We start from the raw sequence: 16004 nt of genomic DNA, 5'->3' as shown, positions 1-16004 counted from the left end.
TGCTTCTCCCAAATGCTAAATTTATCCGTGCCAGACCGATATGGTCTTCAGCGAGGCGAAGCCATAGAGCGCCTCGAAACCCTTCTCGCGGCCATGGCCGGATTTTTTCACACCGCCGAACGGCAGCTCGATACCGCCGCCAGCACCGTAATTATTGATGAAGACCTGACCGGAATGGATGGCGTGGGCCAGACGGAACTGGCGTCCGCCATCATTGGTCCAGATGCCGCAAACAAGCCCGTAAGACGTGCCATTGGCAATCGCGATGGCTTCTTCTTCCGTATCGAACGGCATGATGACCTGTACCGGGCCGAAAATTTCTTCCTGCGCCAGCCGGTGACCGGCAGGCACATCGCGGATCAGCGTCGGCAACACATAGGCGCCGCCTTCCGGCGCATCGGCGACCAGTTCGCCTTGCGCGGCAATGGCCAGCCCGTCCTGTTCCGCAAGATCCAGATAGCCTTCGACAATCGCCTTCTGACGTTCCGAGACGACCGGCCCGACCGACAGGTCGGCCCCTGCCGGGCCGACTTTGAGCGCCCGATAGCGGTCGCTCATGCGGGCGACAACTTCCTCATAGATAGAGCGCTCAACCAGAATGCGCGACGAGGCCGAACAGGTCTGGCCAGCATTCTGGATACCCGCATTCACCAGAAACGGCAGGGCCCGCTCCAGATCGGCATCGGCAAAAACGATCTGCGGCGACTTGCCGCCCAGTTCCAGCGTCACCGGCACGGTATTTTTGGCAGCCGCCGCCTGAACAGCCTCGCCAGTCCGCACAGACCCCGTAAACGAGATATGATTGACGCCGGGATGTTCGGACAGGGCCGCGCCCGCTTCCCCGCCCAGCCCCGTCACGACATTGAGCGCGCCCTTCGGCAGACCGGCCTTTTCGGCGATCTTCGCAAATTCCAGGATCGTGAGACAGGCTTCCTCGGCGGGCTTCACCACGGCGGCATTGCCCATGGCCAGCGCCGCGCCAAGACTACGCCCCAGAATCTGCATCGGATAATTCCAAGGGATGATATGCCCCGTCACACCATGTGGTTCATAGATCGACAGCACCGTGAAACCATTCTGATAGGGCAGCGTATCGCCATGCACCTTGTCGGCGGATGCGCCGTAAAACTCCAGATAACGCGCCAGCGCCACCACATCGGCGCGAGCCTGCGTCACCGGCTTGCCGACGTCCTTCGATTCCAGATCGGTGAGGAGATCGATATTTTTAAGCACTTCTTCCGAAATTCGGTGCAGAACGCGCCCACGCTCGGTTGCCGTCAGCTTGCCCCAGTCGCCGGAAAGCGCGCCACGGGCCGCCGCCACCGCCAGGTCAATGTCGGTTTTCGTGCCACGCGCGATCAGCGCCAGATCGCTGCCATCAGAGGGATTTTTCAGCGTGATATGCTCGCCGCCAACGGCATCCTGCCACTGGCCCGCGATGAAATTGCCATAACGCAGCAAGCCGGTTCCTCCCGCCTTGTTCTCATGCTTCATTTTCAGTCTCCCGATGAGGCGTCTCAGCCTCCAGTCTTGCGGTGGTTGCGCGGATATGCGCCCGCGCCAGCCGCTCAGCCTCCTCGCCATCGCGCGCCGCGATGGCCTCGACAATGACCCCATGTTCCCGGATCGCCTCGCCCGCCCTGTCCGCCGACAGCGAGAAGGAAGGCGCGAAAACCTGCGATGTCATGCGCAAAAGCGGCACGAAAGCGGCCAGCGAGGCGTTGCCCGCCGTGCTCATCACCGCCATATGAAAATCGACATTGGACTGGGTATAGGCTTTTGCGTCCCATGGATCGACCACACCCGCCTGCCCGCAGACCAAAGCGCGCAGCTTCGCGATATCCTCATCCGTCGCCCGTTCGGCGGCAAAGCGCGCGGCCACGCCGTCCAGCACTTCGCGCACTGCATAGGCATCGATGAGACGGGCAAGATCGGCGGAAGCGACACGCACTCCCCGGCCCGGCAGATGGATGACCAGCCCGTCGCGTTCGAGAACGCGCAGGGCCTCGCGCAACGGCGTGCGGCTGATGCCGAATTCGGTGGCCAGGTGTTCCTGCCGGAGTATCGCGCCCGGCGCATAATCCCCCGCATAGATTCGCTCGCGAAGTGCCTCGGCAACTTCGTCCAGCAAACGGGTCTGACTGCGCCACTCATAAGCCGACAATAGAAAAGCCTCCCAACTTTTCTTCAAACAATATCCTGGATACAAAATCAGTCAACGTGAAAACGAACGCTCTTTTCAGAAATTAAAATGGATATGAAAGACAGAAAATTTCTCACAAGGCGACAAAAACGACATGAATGCCAGATCGACGGATCAGCTCTGCCAATGCCCGTTTCGCCGAAAACCGGCACACAATAGCGTTACCGGACCGGTTTACGGCCCGAAAACAGTTTTCGTCGGGCAATTTTCGGCTAGGGTCAGGACCTATTAATTTGATGAAAATGGCACCTGAAATGACAAGAACTGCAAGGAAAGACGCGAAAAACGGGGTGGTCCCCCCGGTTGAGCGGCTTGACGCAGCAGATCGCCAATTTCCGGCCTTAGCCTTTCGGTGTCCGAAGGATGTGGTCCATCCGCCCGGCTACATGCACGAAAAGTCTCGAAAATGAACCACATTTCCTTCGCCTTTTCTCCTTGCATCCAAACGGATGGCTTCACACCATTTCCGCCAAATTAATAGGTCCTGACCCTGGATAACAGGCTCTTCACCGGAAATGCCGTGTGCCGAATATACTGGTAATGAAATGAAGTATGAAACCGCCATCCTGCCGGCAGCGCCCACAGCCCCGGATGGACTGCCAAAACCGAAAATCTACTGGGCATGGGCGACCCTGATGGTGGGTCTCACCCTTGCCGTCATCGACGGCACCATCGCAAATGTCGCTCTGCCGACCATCGCGGCGGACTTTTCCGCCGGGCCCTCCGCCTCGATCTGGATCGTCAACGGCTACCAGCTTGCCATCGTCGTCACGCTGCTGCCGCTCGCCGCGCTGGGCGAAATCTACGGCTACCGGCATGTCTATGTGGCGGGTGTGTCGCTGTTCACCGTCGCCTCGGTCGCCTGCGTCTTCTCGCGCTCACTCGAAGCGCTGACCTTTGCGCGCATCATGCAGGGGCTGGGCGCGGCCGGGCTCATGAGCGTCAACACCGCGCTTCTGCGCTATACCGTGCCGCAGGCGAAATTCGGCACGGCCATCGGCCTCAACGCGCTTTTCGTCGCCGTTTCCTCGACCATCGGACCGACGCTTGCGGGCATCATGCTTTCGTCCCTGAGCTGGCCGTGGCTTTTCGTCATCAACATTCCGCTCGGGATAGCCGCCGTGCTGATGGGGCTTGGAAACCTGCCCGACAATGAGCGCTCCGCACGCCGCTTCGATGTCGTCAGCGCGGTGCTGACAGCGCTCACCATCGGCCTTTTGGTCACCACCATCGACAGTGCGGGCAATGGCGTAGGCTCTTCCGCCGTGCTTGTGCAGGCGCTGTGCTGCCTGATCGCGGGCGTTCTCCTGACCCGGCGGTCGCTGCGCATGGCCGACCCGCTCCTGCCGCTCGATCTCTTGCGCATTCCCGTCTTCACCCTTTCCATCTGCACCTCGATCATGTCCTTCCTGGCGCAGATGATGGCATTCATCTCGCTGCCCTTCCTGTTTCAGCTCGTCTTCGGTTTCAAGCCGATCGAAGTCGGCTTCCTGATGATGCCGTGGCCCATCGCGCTCGCCGTCGTCGCCCCGCTTTCGGGCAGGCTTTCCGACAGACACTCGCCCGCGATTCTGGGACTGGTCGGCCTCGTCACCTTTGCCGCGGGCCTTGCCCTCGTCGGTATGCTGCCGGACCGTCCGACGATCCCGGATATCTGCTGGCGCCTGGCGATCTGCGGCGTCGGCTTCGGCCTGTTTCAGGCCCCGAACAACCGCATGATGATCACCGCGACCCCGCGTTCGCGAAGCGGCGCGGCAAGCGGTATGCTGGGCACGGCCCGCCTCCTCGGCCAGTCGCTGGGCGCGGCTTTCGTTGCCTTCCTGCTGGCGCAGTGGGGTGTCGAGGGAACGCCCTATATCCTGTTCTTCGCCTCCGGCTTCGCGATGTTCGCGTCGCTGATCAGCGCCATGCGCCTCGGGCGCTGATCGACGTCGATCCGGCTTTCGGGAGGCATGTTTCCGGCGTCATCCACAGCTTCGGGAATTTCTCGCAAATTCTTGCACAAAGATGCGAAATTCCCTGTTGCAATCTTCGGAGCGTTAGTCCATATAGCGCCTGCCTGACGGAAACGAACGGTTCCGGAACGACTGGCGCGAGCGGGTGTAGCTCAGGGGTAGAGCACAACCTTGCCAAGGTTGGGGTCGAGGGTTCGAATCCCTTCGCCCGCTCCAGTTTTTCTTTGGATCAGGTATCAAAATCCCGGCTTTGTCCGGGATTTTTGCTTTTCAGGATGACCGAAATCGGGCAGATTGATGGAAGCGACTAGGGTCAGGACCTAGACCAGCCTGAAAGGCAGGCCCGAAACCAGCGCCCCGATATAGCGCTTCTTCTGGAAATAGCCGTTGAGCGAAACACGCGGGATTGCCATGACGGGCATCGACCCGAGGGGCTGCAATATGCCGGGCCGGGTGGTCACGCCCACCGCGAAGCCCGCATCGGCAACCGCCTTCATTTCCCGCGCGCCAAACGCACTCGTCCACCCATAGGGATAGGCGAAGGATCGCGGCCTGTAACCGGCATAACGCTCCACCGCGTCGGCCGATCCGGTAATTTCCTTCGCCAGCCGCACCTCATCGACGCGCCGCAGATTGACGTGGGTGATCGTATGCGCGCCCAGATGAACAAGCGGATTTTCCGCCAGGCTGCGCAGTTCGGCTCCATCCATCACCGATTCGCCGACGAGACCGAGCGGATCAATCCCCGCTGCCTGCGCCGCCATGTCGATGCGGGCGACCGCCTCGTCCTCATCCAGACGCTGTGCGAACTGCGCCAGTTGCCTGAATGCGGCCTGTTTCTGGCCGGGACTTTTCAGGCTGACGTCGGTCATCCCGTCGCCGAAGTCGAATCGGAAGCCGTCGCCCCCCGTCACGAGGGCCGCGGCTGTCCGCCACCACATGGACCGTTCGCGCTCCACGAAACCTGTGGTGATGAAGATCGTAAAGGGGACATTATATCTGGCGAAGACGGGCGCTGCGAATTCTGCATTGTCGCGATAGCCGTCATCCAGCGTAAAGGCGACGAAGCGCTCTGTACCGTCCGGCTCGCCCAGAAGCTTCGGCAGGTCGTGCAGGTGAACCGGAACGAGGCCCGCCTCCAGTGCCGTCTCTATGGCCATTTCCAGCGTCTGCGGCGTGATCGACAGGATGGCGTTGGGATCGTGGCGGTCGCCTGCCTCTTCCGGTTTCACATGATGCATGGTGAAGACGATGCCACGCCCGCCCGCAGCGGGAAACAGCTTCGCCGCGCCGGAAAAGGCGATAGCCTCCAGCCCTGCCCGGATCAGCGGATATTTGAAACTGCTCATCAGCGATCGCAGCGACATGCTCTCAAAAACTTTGCCCCACGGCCGGCCTCACGAGTGCCTGCCGCCGTCCCCTTCCTGAAGCTTTGCGCGCCGTTTCGGACGCACAAAGCATTGCTCATTCCATCGCTCAGGCCGACCGCATTACAGCGAGGTCGAGCTTTTCCACCAATCGGTGCCGCCATCATGCGCATACTGGTCGATTTCGGCCAGTTCTTCGGCGCTGAATTCCAGCCCCTTCAAGGCGCCCAGCGAGTTTTCAAGCTGCGCCACGGAACTCGCGCCGATCAGCGAAGATGTCACGCGCGGATCGCGCAGCGTCCAGGCGATTGCCATCTGCGCCAGGGTCTGTCCGCGACGCTCGGCAATCGCATTGAGCGCACGGATACGCCCGAGAAGTTCCTGATTCTGGGCGCTGGCCTTGAGGGAACCGCTTTGATTCGCGCGGGCCCCTTCGGGAATGCCGTTCAGATAGCGCGACGTCAGCAGCCCCTGTGCCAGCGGCGAGAAAACGATGCATCCGGTGCCCAAATCCTCAAGCGTATCGAGAAGACCGCCCTCGATCCACCGGTTGAACATATTGTAATTGGGCTGATGGATGAAAAGCGGCACGCGCTCCTCTTTCAGGATGGCTGCGGCCTTGCGCGTCAGTTCCGGCGAATAGCTCGAAATGCCGACATAAAGCGCCTTGCCCTGGCGGTGCAGATGCGCGAGCGCGCCCATCGTCTCTTCCAGCGGCGTGGTGGCATCCACCCGGTGCGAATAGAAAATGTCGACATAGTCGAGGCCCATCCGCTTCAGGGACTGGTCGAGGCTGGCGATCAGATATTTGCGGCTGCCGCCGATGCCGCCATAAGGCCCCGGCCACATATCCCAGCCCGCTTTGGAAGAAATGATCATCTCGTCGCGATAGGGGCGGAAATCGCTTGCCATGATGCGGCCGAAATTTTCTTCCGCGGAACCGGGCGGCGGGCCATAATTATTGGCAAGATCGAAATGGGTCACACCGAGATCGAAGGCGCGGCGCAGAATGGCGCGCCCGTTCTCGAACACGTCCCTGCCCCCGAAATTGTGCCAGAGGCCGAGCGAAATCGCCGGCAGGTCGATGCCGCTTCGGCCCGTGCGGCGATAGATCATGTTGGACTGGTAGCGGTCAGCGGCCGCAGCGTAGAGCATGGTGTATCTCCAAGATTGAAATCTGTTGGCCGTGCGCGGAGATAGATTCCGCCCAGGCTAGTGTGGTGAATCTGAAATTCGTATCACTTTGGAGCAGTGTTGCGAACGAATTTCGGATTCAAAGCCACACTAGCAAGATATTGAATCGAGTGTGGTTTACGGATTTGAAGTTCCTAAACGTAGATGCCAGGCAAATGATAGGAACTTCAAATCCACCACACTGGTATGGTTGATTTGAATCCGAATTTCGGATTCGCCACACCAGGCAGGCAGCATAGTTGAACCTGAACGCCGCGCAGGGCAACCACAAATCGACATCTTTGCCCGACGAATACACCGGCGACTTCATGCCATGCGAATATAAGTCAGAATGAAAATGTTCCTTCTTCAGAAAACAGAGGCCCTATGGATCGGGACCGGATAGCGCCTTCGCCATCGCGCAACAGGAACAGCGCGTCGAGGCGCAACTGCCCTGCAAGCGCCGCACCAGCCTCGGAACCAAGCACCATCAGCGCCGTCGCCCATGCATCCGCCTCGGCACAGCTTCGCGCCACGACGGTGACCGAAGCCGGAGATTCCATAAGGGGCGCGCCGCGACGCGGATCCATGGTGTGCGACAGGCGGCGGTCCCCGATGGCAACCCAGTGCCGGTAATCGCCCGACGTGGCGACCGCAGCATCCTGCAAGGCAAGAATCGAATGAGGCGCGCGGCGATCATGCTCGGGAGATTCGATTGCAATCGACCATGGCTCGCCATCCGGGCGCAGCCCAAGCGCCCGCATCTCCCCGTCGATCCCGACGAGGCCGGACGAAATTCCGAAAACCCGCAATGTCCCGGCCAGACGATCCACACCGTATCCCTTGGCAATGCCGTTGAGATCGAGCGTCACGGGAGTGGTCTTTCGCACCATCCCCGCCTGAATATCCAGTTCCAGCACCTCATGGGCCGGTCGCCGCCCGGCCTCAAACGCCTTCCCGATCCGCTCCCGATCGGCCTCGGAAGGGCCGAACCCCCAGGCGCTCACGGCATCGCCCATGCCGATATCGAACGCGCCGCCCGACGCGCGGCCTATGTCGAGCGCAAGGCGCAAGACTTCCATCAGCCGCTGCGGCACCTTTATCCAGTGCCCCACCGGCGCGGCATTCACCTGCATCAGATGGCTATCCGGCTTCCAGGTGGACATCTGCATGTCCACCTCGTCCACCGCCGCCTGAAGCGCTATCCGAACAGGTTCAACATCGAACCCGGCCGCGCTATGGAACAGCGACGACCACCGCGTCCCCATGGTAGGTCCGTTCAGCGCATGACGCTGCAATTCAGTAGACGTCTTCGACATAACGTCCCTCCGCCTTGAGTTTGGCCGGTGTCAGCCCCGCAGGCCCGAGAATATCGGCGAGAGCCGACGAGACCCCGGCTGCCATATCGCGACCGCCACACACCATGACCCGCGCGCCTTCCCGGACAAGCCGGATGACTTCAGCGGCTTCCTCGCAAAGCGCGTGCTGCACATAGCGCGGCATTTTCCCGCGTGAACAGCAGGTCGTGAGTTGCGTGAGCTGGCCCTTCTGCTGCCATTCCCGCAGTTCTTCGCCATAGAAAAAATCGCTGTCCGTCTGACGCATTCCAAAGAACAGATGGATCGGACGATGCTGCGCATTGGCGCGTATGAAACCAGCCAGAGGCCCGATTCCTGTACCGGCCCCGATCAAGATCAGGGGCCTATGCGCGCCGTCCGTATGGAAAGCCGGGTTGCGGCGCAGGAAAGCACTGACCGCATCCCCCGGCTCCAGATCGAGGAGCTGAGAGGAACATAAGCCTCCCGGATGCTTTTTCACGACGATCTCGACAAAGCCGTCGCCGTGCCCGGAAGCCAGCGAGTAAAACCGGGGAACGGGCGATCCAGCCGGAATAATACCGAGGAGATCGCCAGCCACATAGCGGCCCAGTCCGCCACCGAACCACCGCTGCCAGAATGGAAGTTCAGGCAAAGCGAAACGCAGGATTGCCGCAGGCGCCTGCGCTTCGGCGCCATAATCACGGCGCGACACAAGCGTGAGAGGAATGACCACCGGTTGGACGGCCTGATGCGCGAGTTCGAGGTCGATGCCCATCGCAGAGCCAAGCGCCCGCCCCCAGCGGGAGAATGCCTGCGGCGACTGGCGATCCACCGTGTCGAACGGCACGAGCATTTTCCATCCGGCTGCCTGTGCGGTTTCCGTCACCGCCTGCGCGAAAGCGCAATAGGCCGGAAAGCTGCTATCGCCGAAACCAAGCACCGCCAGCGGAATTGCCGGAGCCGCCGACAGGGACGACAGCCGGTCGAGAAACCCCTTGGCCGAGGCGGGCGCATCGCCGTCGCCATAAGTAGCCGACAGGATGAGGATGCGCTGCGCCTGCCCGTAACGGGCCGGGTCGAAGGCCGACATCGGTGCGGCATGGACAGCCTGACCAGCATCGGATAGCGCCGCATGCAGCGTCGCGGCAAAACCCCATGTGCTGCCGCCTTCGCTGCCGACGAGAATGACCGTCTCCGCACGTCCTGCGGAGACATTGCCGCGAATGCGGGGCCGCCCGCGCCGACCGGCAAACCAGAGAACGACGCCCGTGATTGCCATGGCCGGAACGCCAAGCGCCATCAGGCCGAGGGCCAGCCCCAGTACGGATGCCCCTCGCCCGGTATGCAGCATATAGACGGTTTCCGAGACGCGTTGCCATCCGGTCAGATCGCTCCAGCCAAGAAGCGTGCCCGTGCCCTGATCGATATAGCCGGTGCCCCGGTCCGTCTTGAGGGTGAAGACATCCGTCGGATCGCCCTGATCGGCGAATGACAGGCTGCGCAATTCGGAAACCGGAACCTGCCGCAGCGCTTCCATCGCCGCCGGAAGCGCCCCGGTCTGGCCGCTTGCCTCGGTCTGCATGACAGGCGATACAGCCCCGTCAGGCATGAGATCGAAGGTGGAGGCCGTCATCCACAGGGCCGTGGCCGAGGAAAGCAGCAGACCCGCGACAGCCAACCGGGCGATCTCGACATGAAGACGACCGGAAAGCGGGCCGCGCAAGCGCGCGAACCAGTGCTGCCAGCCGCCAGCCCGACGCGCAACGAGCACCGCCCCGGACAGGCTCAGCACCAGCATGGCGGCGGCTCCCGCAGCCATGACGATGCGGCCGCTATCGTCGAGAAAGAGCGAACGATGCAGGTTGGTCAGCCAGCGTTCGACGGGATTCGGATCGGCGGATGCGATCTCCCTGCCGGTTGCGGGGTCGATAACAGCCGCCTGGGGCGCGCCATTATCGAACCAATAGGCGGTAATCCGGCCGGAAGGCGCCCGCCGGATCTGCTCCACCTGCGGATAGACGGCTTGAACGCGCGCCGCCAGATCGGCGCTCGAAAGCGTGGCCTCCACCTGCAAGGAGGAGGCGCTTTCAAAGGCGGGAAAGATCGACAGGGCAGCGCCGCTCAGGCTGAGTACGATCAGAAGCAGCGCGGCGAGAAGCCCCGGCCAGCGATGGACAATGCGGAACATAGCTGTCACCGTTTAGAGCGCATCCCGAAAAGTGTGAAACGGTTTTCGGAAAAGATGCGCGTTAAAACAAATCGTTAGAGCGCCGATCTGATGAAATCGGATCGAAACGCGCTCTAAAGGGAGTAATCGACCGTTGCGACGTAGCGCCGTCCCTTGACTGGCGTTTTCGCACCGGCGGTCGTCAGCGGGATAGCCACTTCATTGGGACTGTCGCGCATGTCTTCCACGGCGGCATCGACATGCAGCGTATAGCCCGCATCAAAAAGCGCGTCGGCCAGATCGAGCGTGATTTCAAGCGTCCTGCCCGCACCGACGCTCGCACCCGTAATGCCGTTGATTTCGCCCGTATTGCCGCCCGTCGCGCGATACCACCCGGACAGATGCTCGTAATATTTGGATTTGCCGCCAGCCATCCACAGACTGCCGGCATATTTGCCCTGGGCATCGGTGACGTAATAGGCGAGATAAGCGCCATCGCCGCCATAGCTGTTCAGCGTGGTGGTCAGTGTCACGGGCCGCGCCATGGCGATACCGGGAAGCGTAAGCGCCGTGGTCATTGCCAATATTGCGAGAAGTGCTTTCATGTCGGTCTGCCTTTTCCAAAGAAACGGGCGGCGGATCCCAACCGGGTCCGCATCCATCCCGGCTACTCTGGCAAGACGAGCTGAACGTCACCTGACATCCATGCGATTTCTCCTTCAGCACTTCGTCAGGAAAGACATGAAACGAAAACGGCGAACCTGCTGGCAGGTCCGCCGTTTCAGGAACCGACAATGCGGTGCGGTTATCAGCGCAGCGACATGCGCTGGAGCGTACCGTCACGCAGGACGAACTGGTGCCATATCGCCATCAGCGCATGGAGACCGGCCAGATAAAGAATGATGGTGCCGGCATTTTCATGAAGGTCGGCGATCAGTCCCGGAGCGCCCTGCACGGGAGCGGTGATTGCTGGCACGGAAAGACCGAAGAAGGATATGGGGACACCGATCCGCGAGGCGGCATACCAGCCGCTAAGCGGCAAGGCGATCAGAAACAGATAGAGCACCGCGTGACCGGCCTTGGCCGCCACGGCAAGCAGCCCCTTCGCCGGAGATTCTTTCGGCGCACCACCGGCAAGCCGCAGGAGAAAACGCGGCAGAACGAGCACGAGCACCGCAAGCCCCAGCGAAAAATGCAGCAAGGGCGGATTTTCCACCATGCGGCGTCCGCCCATTGAGGTGAACCAGGCCCCCAGGATCAACAGGACGGTGAGCCAGTGAACCACAACCATGCTTTTCGAATAACGCTCGGGATTGTGAGGCATGACAAGACTTTCTTGAAAGAGCGCCTTTGATGGTCGGCGCGACGGTTGCTTATTTTACGATAACCTTCGGTCGGGAATTCTGATCGAACAGGGGATTGGAAGGAGCGTTCGAAGGAGCGGCAGCGCCCGGCTGCTGGCCTTCGCCACGCTTCGATCCGCGACGGCCATCGTCGCGATCGTGATCGCGGTCATGATCGCGATCCCTCTGTTTCATCTTGACGATTGCCAGTGTCGCCGGGTCGATTTTTGCCTTGAAGGCTTTGCCCGTTTCATCGGAGCCGCGAACCTCGTAGCAGCCGTCGTCAATTTTGATCCGCGTCACGGTCCAGCCGCGCGAAGTCGCCATGGTTTGAACCGCTTCCCTGGGTTGCCATTGGTTCATCGGCACGTGGCAGTCGTCGTCGGCTCGCGCCACGCCGGTTCCCGCCACGGTCACAAGAAGGAAGGTTGCAGCAATGTGCTTCATCATGTCATTGTCCTTGGTCAATGCGCTTTGACGGGGATAATGCCAGCCATTTCTGACAAACACCTGAAGCTGGCAGGCTCACGCCTTCAGCAAAATGACAGTTCGGGGTTTTATTCGAAGCGCGTTCGATCCGGTTCAATCGGATCGGCGTGGTTCAATTGCTTTTATTCAGTGTGTAACGGGGGCTGTCGGATGCGTGTTTTGCTGATCGAAGACGATACAATCCTCGGCAAGGCCGTTCGCGACCATATTGCCGCCAGCCACTCCGTGGACTGGGTGACCCGGCTCGACGACGCAGCCGGGCATCTGGATTCGACGGTCTATGACCTTATCCTGCTGGACCTGATGCTTCCCGACGGGCTGGGCATCGGCTTCCTGCGAAAGCTCCGCGCAAAGGGCAGCGTCACGCCGGTTATCATTCTCACGGCACTGGACCAGATTTCCGACCGTATCGAAGGGCTTGATGCCGGAGCGGACGATTACATGATCAAACCGTTCGACCTGGCGGAACTTTCGTCAAGACTGAATGCCGTCGCGCGACGCTACAGCGGCAATCCCAATCCACTGGTCGAAATAGGCGACCTCCAGATCGATCTTGCCGCCAAAACGGTAAAGCAAGACGGCCGCTCCGTCGATTTGACCGGTCGCGAATGGGCGCTGCTGGAAACCTTCATGCAACGGCCCGGCATCGCATTGACCAAGTCGCAACTCGAGGACCGTCTCTATGCATTCGGCGACGAGGTTGAAAGCAATACCATCGAAGTTCATGTCAGCCGCCTGCGCAAAAAACTCGGACACGGGATCATCGACACCGTTCGTGGCATCGGGTACCGGCTGGGAAGCGCAAAATGAAGCAGCCGAAGAGCCTGCAATGGAGACTTTCCCTCTGGCTCGGACTTGGCGCGGTCATATTGCTGGTTGTAACAACCATAGTGACGGCGCAGGTTCTGCGCCACGAACTAAACAAAGCTTTCGACAGCGCGCTCGAAGAGACCGCACAGCGAATTCTGCCTGTCGCGGCACTCGAAATATTCGGACGCGATGCAGATGACACCGAGCAGCGGGTGGCGACCTTGCGTCGGCATAATGAATATTTCACTTATGTGGTGCGCGACGCGAACGGAACGGTGCTGATGCGGTCCCATAATGCGGACCTAAGTATCTTTCCGCCCTATAAGAAAATGGGTTTTACCACGACGCCGACCCACCGGCTCTATTCCGACGCGGCGCTGCAAGGCAGCCTCACTATCACCGTCGCCGAACCTCTCGCCCACCGCCGCAGCACCGCCGGACATATTCTGTTCGCACTTGTCCTGCCGCTCGCCGCGATCGTCCCGCTCGGACTGATCGGCGTCTGGCTCATCATCCGATTTTCCATGGCGCCGGTGCGCAACTTCGGCGACCAGATCGAGTCTCGTGGTGGCGGCGATCTCAATCCGGTGGCCGTCGACAGACTTCCTTCCGAGATCGGCACCGTTGCCAAGGCAGTCAACCGGTTGCTGGATCGTCTGAAGCTGACGCTGGAAGCCGAACGCAGTCTTGCGGCCAAATCGGCCCACGAATTGCGCACCCCGGTAGCGGCGGCGCTGGCACAGGCGCAAAGATTGATCGTCGAGGCAAAGGATGACGCCACGCGCGAGCGCGCGCAGGACATGGAGACAGCCCTGCGCCGTCTTTCCCGGCTGACGGAAAAGCTGATGCAACTGGCTAGAGCGGAAGGCGGGCGCCTTCTGGCGGAAAAACCGGTCAATATTGCCGCCATCCTTCGACTGGTCGTAAGCGAGTTCAGCAGTTTTACCGACGCTGCCGGTCGCATTGAACTGACCCAGCCCGACCGGCCGGTGCTTGCGAGCATCGACGCGGATGCCTTTGCCATACTGGCGCGAAACCTGATCGAAAACGCTCTCAAACACGGCGCACAGAATGTGCCGGTTCATGTCTCGCTGTCCGCTGAAGGCATTTTGCGCGTTATAAACGCCGGTGCTGTCGTGCCCGCGGAAACGCTTGCCCGGCTGAGCGAACCCTTCGAGCGCGGTCAGGCTCTGGTGCGGGGCGCCGGCCTTGGTCTGGCCATTGCCAAGACCATCGCCGCCGGAGCTGGCGGCCAACTCGCGTTCCAGTCCCCGGCAGGTGACAGGAAAGACGGCTTTGAGGCGCGCTTTATCGTTGCGAATGATCTTGTGCGGTAATGAGCGGAGGGTTCATCCAACCCTGGGAAGTTTCCGACTGAATCACAATGACACCGTCAACCGGATGACCGGTTTGCGCCTGAGGGCGAAGCCGCGATCCTGACAGTCGGAGCGGGCTTCCGGCGCGTGGGAACGCAAAATGCCTCGTCATTTGGGTGACGAGGCTTTTTCGATAATTTTGGTTGCGGGTTTAAATCGCGCAATTTCAGATTATTTAGCAATGGCTTCCAGGGATATCGTCGCCCCGCAAGGCGAACTTTTTGCAACATGGGCATAGCTACCTCGCCTTCAAACCAGAGGGCGAGCAACCAGTGAAGTCCAATCACTTATCGGCAGTCTGTTCTCGTTCCCAAGGCGCTGGCCGATTTATCAGCTCGACTATCTCTGGAACCGATGCAGCCGGTTCAGATAAGCCCAAGCAAAAATCCGAAAACCCGTCAGGGGGCATGACAATCAAACGCCCATTTATCACGTCGTCCGCGAATCGTAGAATGGAGGTATGCGCAAGCTCCGTCAGCGACCGACCGCATTGGTCGGCTGTACGAATGCCCCCGGCCAGCGGTATTGATTGCTATTGCGTCATGATCGTTCTCCTGAAACGTCGCGGCCCTACAGGCTATGGGCGATATGTTTCACCAATGAGAACAAGAAAATTAAATAATATTATAATGATATAACTGCATAAAGTGGGCTTTGCGGATCGAACTCCTCCTGTTCATGCACGAGTCCCGTTTGCTCAATAACAGAAGCAAGCTCTGCGATTGAGCTTTCCGCCACTTCACCGATACGAACCAGACCTTGCCCTTTCGAACCGACCCGTCGAAGAAGATCAGCATTCATCATATGCGGATGCAGGCGAACCCCAGCCGATGCAAGTAACTGCTGCTCTATGTAGCGGAAGATACGGACGCCGCCTGCGTCCATATCCCCCCAATGAAAGGTCGGAACTGCGGCCTGACGGGCCAGCCTTGCAATCGTCTCCATTACGGGCCGTGAAGGGAAGCCTCCCGAATAAATCACCAATCCGTCGTCGCCATGCCCGATCTCACGAACATAGCGTACGAAGGATGCGAAGTTTTCAATCGTCAGCAGGTAGGTCGGCCTCGCATACAGGCTGATACGCCCTGCACATTCGGCTGGCGTTCCGACAAAAGGCATTTTCGGGAACGGCTGGCCATCCAACGCAATGGAACCATGGATGAGCACGGGCTGAGGAAGGCGTCTTATGCCAACGCTGGCGAGCAACTCTTCGGCATCCAGCCCGATTTGCGATTCTGCCTGCGGACAGAGGCACGCGAACGCCGACGCCACTGAACTGAGATTACGTTCAAGCGCTTTGCTGTCACCTGAAGCCAACCTGGAGAATGTACGGAAGTCCATTTCATTTTCCGTTGGCTCGGCAAGGCGCTCGCATATCGCCCCAGCCAGCCGGAGAACCTGCCCCAGCGTTCTACCTTTCCCCGATTCAATGCCCAGATATGAAAGCTTACGCCCCCATGCGAAAACGGCTTCATCGATCAGCCGTGACGCACCTTCCGGCAGATCGTCTCGCTCGCGAAGCCTTGCCTTTGCGGCCGATCTTAACAGCCGCGATCAGGCCATGCACGATGGCGAGCAAGCGGCATCATCAGCGCCTCCGATTTCAGAATTTGTGTTTTGTGTCGGGGATTTAGCCTGTTTTATCGTAGCTGTTTAGCGTACTGGATCGTGGCTTTGGGATAATGTGGGATAGTGTAGCGTAGGATTTGGTTGCGGGGGCAGGATTTGAACCTGCGGCCTTCAGGTTATGAGCCTGACGAGCTACCGGGCTGCTCCACCCCGCGATAAACCTTTGAGCACCG

Annotated in this window: 13 protein-coding genes and 2 tRNA genes; 4 read left to right on the top strand and 11 right to left on the bottom strand. The window is 60.2% G+C overall.

Annotation, left to right across the window (positions count from 1 at the left end; translation table 11 throughout):
* Positions 1-21 precede the first annotated feature (21 nt).
* Complete coding sequence (locus FHS76_RS14525) at positions 22-1494, bottom strand: aldehyde dehydrogenase family protein (RefSeq protein WP_183654020.1); 1473 nt, start codon at positions 1492-1494, stop codon at positions 22-24.
* On the bottom strand, positions 1484-2164 hold the full coding sequence (locus FHS76_RS14520; RefSeq protein ID WP_183654419.1) for a GntR family transcriptional regulator: 681 nt from the start codon (positions 2162-2164) through the stop codon (positions 1484-1486). Before FHS76_RS14520 ends, FHS76_RS14525 begins: the two co-directional genes overlap by 11 nt.
* A gap of 584 nt (positions 2165-2748) precedes the next feature.
* Here FHS76_RS14520 and FHS76_RS14515 point away from each other — a divergent pair.
* Positions 2749-4128 carry an MFS transporter gene (locus FHS76_RS14515; protein WP_183654017.1) on the top strand — a complete coding sequence of 460 codons (1380 nt, stop codon included), beginning with the start codon at positions 2749-2751 and terminating at the stop codon, positions 4126-4128.
* Between the two features lie 171 nt (positions 4129-4299).
* Positions 4300-4374: transfer RNA gene (locus FHS76_RS14510), tRNA-Gly, on the top strand.
* Between the two features lie 104 nt (positions 4375-4478).
* Here the strand turns inward: FHS76_RS14510 and FHS76_RS14505 are convergent.
* The 7 genes from FHS76_RS14505 to FHS76_RS14475 all read right to left on the bottom strand — a co-directional run bounded on the left by FHS76_RS14505 (position 4479) and on the right by FHS76_RS14475 (position 11977).
* Positions 4479-5507, bottom strand: coding sequence for a polysaccharide deacetylase family protein (locus tag FHS76_RS14505; RefSeq protein WP_235992679.1), 1029 nt, complete (start codon positions 5505-5507; stop codon positions 4479-4481).
* A gap of 141 nt (positions 5508-5648) precedes the next feature.
* Positions 5649-6680, bottom strand: a complete 1032-nt coding sequence (gene mgrA / locus FHS76_RS14500; protein WP_183654011.1) for an L-glyceraldehyde 3-phosphate reductase — start codon at positions 6678-6680, stop codon at positions 5649-5651.
* Between the two features lie 365 nt (positions 6681-7045).
* Positions 7046-8017: an FAD:protein FMN transferase gene (locus FHS76_RS14495; RefSeq protein ID WP_183654008.1), complete on the bottom strand. Its 972-nt coding sequence runs from the start codon at positions 8015-8017 to the stop codon at positions 7046-7048.
* The gene (locus FHS76_RS14490) at positions 7998-10205 is read right to left on the bottom strand and encodes a PepSY domain-containing protein (protein WP_183654005.1); all 2208 of its coding nucleotides are present in this window, start codon (positions 10203-10205) and stop codon (positions 7998-8000) included. The genes FHS76_RS14495 and FHS76_RS14490 overlap by 20 nt, the downstream gene beginning before the upstream one ends.
* Before the next feature lie 113 nt (positions 10206-10318).
* Positions 10319-10789, bottom strand: coding sequence for a DUF2271 domain-containing protein (locus tag FHS76_RS14485; RefSeq protein WP_183654002.1), 471 nt, complete (start codon positions 10787-10789; stop codon positions 10319-10321).
* A gap of 203 nt (positions 10790-10992) precedes the next feature.
* Positions 10993-11508, bottom strand: a complete 516-nt coding sequence (locus tag FHS76_RS14480) for a cytochrome b (RefSeq protein WP_183653999.1) — start codon at positions 11506-11508, stop codon at positions 10993-10995.
* Between the two features lie 49 nt (positions 11509-11557).
* Positions 11558-11977, bottom strand: a complete 420-nt coding sequence (locus FHS76_RS14475; RefSeq protein ID WP_183653996.1) for a PepSY domain-containing protein — start codon at positions 11975-11977, stop codon at positions 11558-11560.
* A 189-nt stretch (positions 11978-12166) separates the two neighbouring features.
* On the opposite strand from FHS76_RS14475, the gene FHS76_RS14470 reads away from it, so the two are divergent.
* Both FHS76_RS14470 and FHS76_RS14465 read left to right on the top strand, forming a co-directional pair.
* Positions 12167-12826 (top strand): response regulator transcription factor, encoded by a 660-nt coding sequence (locus FHS76_RS14470; RefSeq protein WP_183653993.1) that lies wholly within the window; start codon positions 12167-12169, stop codon positions 12824-12826.
* Complete coding sequence (locus FHS76_RS14465; RefSeq protein ID WP_183653990.1) at positions 12823-14163, top strand: sensor histidine kinase; 1341 nt, start codon at positions 12823-12825, stop codon at positions 14161-14163. Before FHS76_RS14470 ends, FHS76_RS14465 begins: the two co-directional genes overlap by 4 nt.
* A gap of 663 nt (positions 14164-14826) precedes the next feature.
* On the opposite strand, the gene FHS76_RS14460 is transcribed toward FHS76_RS14465, so the two are convergent.
* Together FHS76_RS14460 and FHS76_RS14455 are read right to left on the bottom strand one after the other, a co-directional pair.
* The gene (locus FHS76_RS14460) at positions 14827-15543 is read right to left on the bottom strand and encodes a Wadjet anti-phage system protein JetD domain-containing protein (RefSeq protein WP_183653988.1); all 717 of its coding nucleotides are present in this window, start codon (positions 15541-15543) and stop codon (positions 14827-14829) included.
* Positions 15544-15909: 366 nt separating this feature from the next.
* A tRNA-Met gene (locus FHS76_RS14455) sits at positions 15910-15986 on the bottom strand.
* Positions 15987-16004: the final 18 nt, after the last annotated feature.

This window comes from Brucella daejeonensis (assembly GCF_014199265.1).
GTDB lineage: Bacteria > Pseudomonadota > Alphaproteobacteria > Rhizobiales > Rhizobiaceae > Brucella > Brucella daejeonensis.
This window is presented reverse-complemented; position numbering and strand designations above follow the sequence as displayed.

Coding starts and splice junctions, on each gene's coding strand:
- FHS76_RS14470 (WP_183653993.1), top strand. CDS start 12,167: ATGCGTGTTTTGCTGATCGAAGACGATACAATCCTCGGCAAGGCCGTT.
- FHS76_RS14525 (WP_183654020.1), bottom strand. CDS start 1,494: ATGAAGCATGAGAACAAGGCGGGAGGAACCGGCTTGCTGCGTTATGGC.
- FHS76_RS14515 (WP_183654017.1), top strand. CDS start 2,749: ATGAAGTATGAAACCGCCATCCTGCCGGCAGCGCCCACAGCCCCGGAT.
- FHS76_RS14490 (WP_183654005.1), bottom strand. CDS start 10,205: ATGTTCCGCATTGTCCATCGCTGGCCGGGGCTTCTCGCCGCGCTGCTT.
- FHS76_RS14485 (WP_183654002.1), bottom strand. CDS start 10,789: ATGAAAGCACTTCTCGCAATATTGGCAATGACCACGGCGCTTACGCTT.
- FHS76_RS14480 (WP_183653999.1), bottom strand. CDS start 11,508: ATGCCTCACAATCCCGAGCGTTATTCGAAAAGCATGGTTGTGGTTCAC.
- FHS76_RS14495 (WP_183654008.1), bottom strand. CDS start 8,017: ATGTCGAAGACGTCTACTGAATTGCAGCGTCATGCGCTGAACGGACCT.
- FHS76_RS14505 (WP_235992679.1), bottom strand. CDS start 5,507: ATGAGCAGTTTCAAATATCCGCTGATCCGGGCAGGGCTGGAGGCTATC.
- FHS76_RS14465 (WP_183653990.1), top strand. CDS start 12,823: ATGAAGCAGCCGAAGAGCCTGCAATGGAGACTTTCCCTCTGGCTCGGA.
- FHS76_RS14460 (WP_183653988.1), bottom strand. CDS start 15,543: ATGGACTTCCGTACATTCTCCAGGTTGGCTTCAGGTGACAGCAAAGCG.
- FHS76_RS14475 (WP_183653996.1), bottom strand. CDS start 11,977: ATGATGAAGCACATTGCTGCAACCTTCCTTCTTGTGACCGTGGCGGGA.
- mgrA (WP_183654011.1), bottom strand. CDS start 6,680: ATGCTCTACGCTGCGGCCGCTGACCGCTACCAGTCCAACATGATCTAT.